At 33.9% G+C, this 4,802-nt stretch carries 4 protein-coding genes; 2 read left to right on the forward strand and 2 right to left on the reverse strand.

What is annotated here, in order from left to right:
• The first annotated feature begins 167 nt into the window (after positions 1–167).
• The gene (locus JR053_RS04925) at positions 168–1,091 is read left to right on the forward strand and encodes an RluA family pseudouridine synthase (protein ID WP_139686421.1); all 924 of its coding nucleotides are present in this window, start codon (positions 168–170) and stop codon (positions 1,089–1,091) included.
• Between the two features lie 7 nt (positions 1,092–1,098).
• On the opposite strand, the gene JR053_RS04930 is transcribed toward JR053_RS04925, so the two are convergent.
• Both JR053_RS04930 and aspS read right to left on the reverse strand, forming a co-directional pair.
• Positions 1,099–2,361 (reverse strand): MFS transporter, encoded by a 1,263-nt coding sequence (locus JR053_RS04930; protein ID WP_010405288.1) that lies wholly within the window; start codon positions 2,359–2,361, stop codon positions 1,099–1,101.
• A gap of 35 nt (positions 2,362–2,396) precedes the next feature.
• A complete protein-coding gene (aspS, locus tag JR053_RS04935) occupies positions 2,397–4,199 on the reverse strand; it encodes an aspartate--tRNA ligase (RefSeq protein WP_010405285.1) in 1,803 nt (600 codons plus the stop codon).
• 133 nt (positions 4,200–4,332) lie between these two features.
• On the opposite strand from aspS, the gene JR053_RS04940 reads away from it, so the two are divergent.
• Complete coding sequence (locus tag JR053_RS04940) at positions 4,333–4,674, forward strand: hypothetical protein (RefSeq protein WP_416603748.1); 342 nt, start codon at positions 4,333–4,335, stop codon at positions 4,672–4,674.
• Positions 4,675–4,802: the final 128 nt, after the last annotated feature.

The following is a 4,802-nucleotide window of genomic DNA, read 5'->3' on the forward strand; positions in this document are numbered from 1 at the left end:
AACCTTTTTTGATAGTATGCATATTGCTTATCAGAAAAATATTGATAGCATTAAACAGGATGCTGATTTTGGTTTTGACTTTGTTAATTCTTCTGTCAGTTAATTCATGCCTGTCAGATCAAGTCTAAACTATTACATTTATACACAATAAAATTTTTATAAGTAAGATGTCAGAAGGTATCAAAACCATATTAGTAGAAGACAATAACGTTAGGCTCGATAGGTACATTAGAAGAATTTTTCCCAATTTGAAACAATCTGCAATTGAGAAGTCTTTAAGGAAAGGATTAATCAAGGTTGATAATTGCACGGCAAAATCCAGCGATAGAGTGAATTCTGGGCAAACTATAACGATAAGATACTTAGATTATATTGAAAACACTAATTCTGATCGTAAATATAATGAAAAATTAGTAAATTTACTGAGAGACAACATACTATATGAAGACGAGTATATATTAGCTATAAACAAGTCAGCAGGAATAATCGTTCAAGGCGGTATAAAGGTAAAAATTAGCATTAGTGACTTGCTTGACCAAATAAGAGAAGGGGAAGTATTTAAAATTGTCCATAGACTTGATAGAGATACAAGCGGAGTAATAATATTCGCGCGCAATGCCAGTGTTGCAAGATACCTTATGGAAGAATTTAAAGGACGGAGGATAAAAAAAACTTACCTAGCATTAACTTCTGGTATACCGAGCAAAGATAATGGAATAATAGACTACCCGTTGGTGAAAAAATATATTTCAGGGCAAGAAAAAGTAGTTATTGATGAAGACTCACCTCAAAATGCCACTACGCATTTTTCAATTATATCAAGATTAAAACATAATGTTGCTTATTTAAAATTACAACCAATTACCGGCAGGACACATCAGTTACGTGCGCATTTAGCTCATATAAATTGCCCTATTCTTGGTGACGGTAAATATGGTGGTAAAAAAGCTTTTATCGATGGGGTAGTAAATCAGATCCACCTTCATTCGCATTCTTTATCTTTAAAATTGCCAAATAATAAAGAAATCACTATTACTGCTCCTATCCCTAGGCACATCGAAAAATCTATTGAAGTGCTATCTTTCAACTGAAACGATTTCACCAATCAACTTTTCTATCTTTGGCTTTAATTTGAAGTACAGATATTAGGCTAATTAATGCACAGATAGTAAGATAAATGCCTGCTGCAAGTTTTGTTTCAGTTTTTTCTATAAGCCACATGCATATCGATGGAGAAAGGCCGCCAAAAATACCTGCAGATATGTTATGTGCGAGGCTAAAGCCAGTGCATCTAACTTTTGTTGGAAATAACTCGCAGGCGAGAGAATTATATATTCCAAAAGATGCGCCTATCGGCACACTTATTAATAGAAAAGTGAGCGTTACAATATAGTGGTTATCATATGATAATAGTGAAAGTGCCGGCAAACTGACACAAGCTAAAGCTAATAACGTAGGAATGATCACGTTTTTTCTTCCAACTTTATCAGATAGTATTGCAAACAGCACTGCAGACGTCCCAAATGTAATTTCAACCATAATCCTTACTACATTTTTAATATCAATATCTGAAAGAATAAGCTCTTTTACAGATATGTTGTAAAACATGATTACTGAATAAACAATTGCGTTTTGAGCAATGCCAAGTCCAATTGCTATCACAAATGTTCTTTTATAATTCTTGATTAATTCTAAAAAGGGAGAATTAGATAAGCTTTTATTTTGGTCATGAGTTTTATATGCTAGACTCTCTTCCATTATGTACCTTATTAAAAAGCCTATTACACCCATAACAGAGCAGAAATAGAAGAGCAACCTCCAGCCCCAAATTTCATAATTTTCACCTGTAAACTCTTTGCAAACAGCTATCATTACAAAGCATGTAATAGAACCAAGAGCACCACTAAAAGCTTTCATGCTACCTAAAAAGCCTAGATTTTTTTTATCGCTTGAATGCTCTATTAAAAAAGCTGAATTGATACTTGTTTCTCCACCTGCTGCCATTCCTTGTGTTATTCTACAAAGCAGAAGCAGCATAGGAGAAAATATTCCTATTTCTTTAAAGCTTGGTATAATCGCAATTGCAGTAGATGATATCGAAGCTAATATTACGGAAGTCAGCAAAATTTTCCTTCTGCCGTATTTATCTCCAATGTAACCAAAAATAAATGCACCAAGTGGTCTAAATCCAAATCCAATTGCAAAACTGCCAAGAAATTTGATTGTGCTTAAATAATCACTTTCTGAAGGAAAAAAAACGTTGCTTATTATATGCTTTAAAACTCCAAACAGAGTTACTTCATACCATATAATCATATTGCAGATTATGCTTGATAGTATTGCTTTTTGAATATTGTTCATAACTTCCAGTTTACCACACTCCGGTATAAAAATTTTTATTCAACAACCTTTAAAGACAACTCACGTAAATGCTTATCCTCTACTTTAGAAGGAGCACCCATTAGAACATCTTCACCTTGCTGATTCATAGGAAAACAGATTACTTCACGAATGTTCGGCTCATCAGCAAGCAGCATAACCATTCTATCAACCCCTGGTGCTATTCCACCATGAGGTGGCACTCCAAACCTAAATGCACGCACGAGCGCACCGAATTTTGTATCAACTTCCTCTTTACTGTAGCCTGCAATGGCAAAAGCTCTGTACATAATATCTAGTTTGTTATTACGAATTGCTCCACTTGACAGCTCTATTCCATTGCAAACAAGATCATATTGGTAAGCAAGGATATCCAGTGGATTCTTTTCTTCTAAATCTTTCAAGCCACCATGTGGCATAGAAAATGGATTATGAAAGAAATCAATTTTTTTACTTTTATCGTCATACGCAAAGTAAGGAAAATCAATCACCCAACAGAATTTGAAGATATTGTCATCTATAAGACCTAGTTCTGATCCCAAAAGAATACGCACTTTCCCTGCAATTATTGCTGCTTCATTTTCCTTATCAGAAGCAAAAAATACACTATCTCCAGGTTCTATATTTGTTATTTCTTTTATGGAATTTAACCTATTGTCATCAAGGAATTTAGCAATTGGTCCTTTTGCAATTCCATCTTTATCGAACGTTATATATCCAAGACCTTTAGCACCGAATTCTTTTTGTGCATGTTCTATTTTTTTATCAAAAAAGCTACGAGGTTCTTCTGCTGTTTTAGGAGCAGGAATGGCTCTCACTACCATACCTCGCTCAATATTGCTTTTGAAAATATTGAACTCTGAATTACGGAAAATTTCTGTTACATCGCTGATCAATAGTGGATTGCGCAGATCTGGTTTATCAGAACCGTATTTGAGCATTGCGTCTTTGTATGTAATACGTGGAAAATCTTTATCAACTGATTTGCGAGAAAATTTGGCAAACACTTTATATAAGGTAGATTCAATAACCTGAAATATATCTTCTTGAATTACAAAAGACATTTCAAGATCTAGCTGATAAAACTCCCCAGGAGAACGGTCAGCCCTTGCGTCCTCATCACGAAAACAAGGTGCAATTTGAAAATATTTATCAAACCCTGAAACCATGAGCAGCTGTTTAAAAATCTGCGGAGCTTGTGGTAATGCATAGAATTTACCAGGATTCAGTCTGCTTGGCACCAAATAATCACGTGCCCCTTCAGGAGATGAAGCAGTAAGTATTGGAGTTTGAATTTCCAAAAATCCTTGCTCTATCATGAGCCTTCTCAGCTCTGCAATGATTTTTGAGCGTAGAATAATGTTGTTACGGATTTTTTCACGTCTTAAGTCAAGAAACCGATATTTAAATCTCATATTTTCTGGGTATTCTTGCTCACCGGCAATACTTGCTAATATACTTCTTTCTTCTTTTGCTATTTCTTCATCACAGTGGAACTCAACTTCCGATTCAACTTGTAAATTACTAACTATAACTTCAATTTCTCCTGTGGAAATAGAGCTATTTACCGTATCTTCAGTTCTAGCTTTGACTATTCCTGTGACAGTAATCACACTTTCTGATTTTAAATTTGAAATTTCATCAAAAAAGTCTTTGTCATTATTGAATACCAGTTGAGTAATTCCATAAAAATCTCTTAAATCAACAAAGATTAGGTTACCATGGTCACGTTTACGGTACAGCCACCCAGAGAGAGTAACTTCCTTTTCTACATCATTCTTCCTTAATTCATTACACGCGTGAGTTTTATAGCAGTTCATTTAATTGAAATTTCTAGAATACAGAAAGATTATAAAATAAATTAACCTTTGGGCAAGATAATATCTAAAGATCCTTTACAAACAATTCTGATTTGGATATAATTTCTTTGATTGTGTGTGTTGAAGTATACTTATGACTCCTGAAGAAAAACAAAAAATTCTAGCTGAAAATAAGAAGAAAGATTCTGTATTAAAGGAACTTTCTAGCGCTGTTACCAAGAACGACTTAGAAAAAGTAAAATCAATTTTCGAGGGAAATAGTCCTATTATTAAAGATGTTGTTGCTGAGGTTAATTCTGCAAACAGTATAAATTTATTAGGTTATGCTGTTGATAGTGAAATGGCTAAATATCTAATAGAAAAGGGTATAAGTTTTAGCGCTGCAGTCACAAAGGCAGTTCAAAGCAGAGATTTAGAGTCAGTAAAATCAATCTGTCAGATGAATAGCTTAATAGCTAAAGATGTAATAGTTTAGACTTGATCTGACAGGTATGAATTAACTGACAGAAGAATTAACAAAGTCAAAACCAAAATCAGCATCCTGTTTAATGCTATCAATATTTTTCTGATAAGCAATATGCATACTATCAAAAAAGGTTTGCA

Origin of the sequence: Wolbachia endosymbiont of Nasonia vitripennis, assembly GCF_048054115.1 — a bacterium.
Lineage (GTDB): Bacteria > Pseudomonadota > Alphaproteobacteria > Rickettsiales > Anaplasmataceae > Wolbachia.

Excerpts from the sequence above, each read along its gene's own strand:
- JR053_RS04925 (WP_139686421.1), top strand. The coding sequence starts at position 168 with ATGTCAGAAGGTATCAAAACCATATTAGTAGAAGACAATAACGTTAGG.
- aspS (WP_010405285.1), bottom strand. The coding sequence starts at position 4,199 with ATGAACTGCTATAAAACTCACGCGTGTAATGAATTAAGGAAGAATGAT.
- JR053_RS04930 (WP_010405288.1), bottom strand. The coding sequence starts at position 2,361 with ATGAACAATATTCAAAAAGCAATACTATCAAGCATAATCTGCAATATG.
- JR053_RS04940 (WP_416603748.1), top strand. The coding sequence starts at position 4,333 with ATGACTCCTGAAGAAAAACAAAAAATTCTAGCTGAAAATAAGAAGAAA.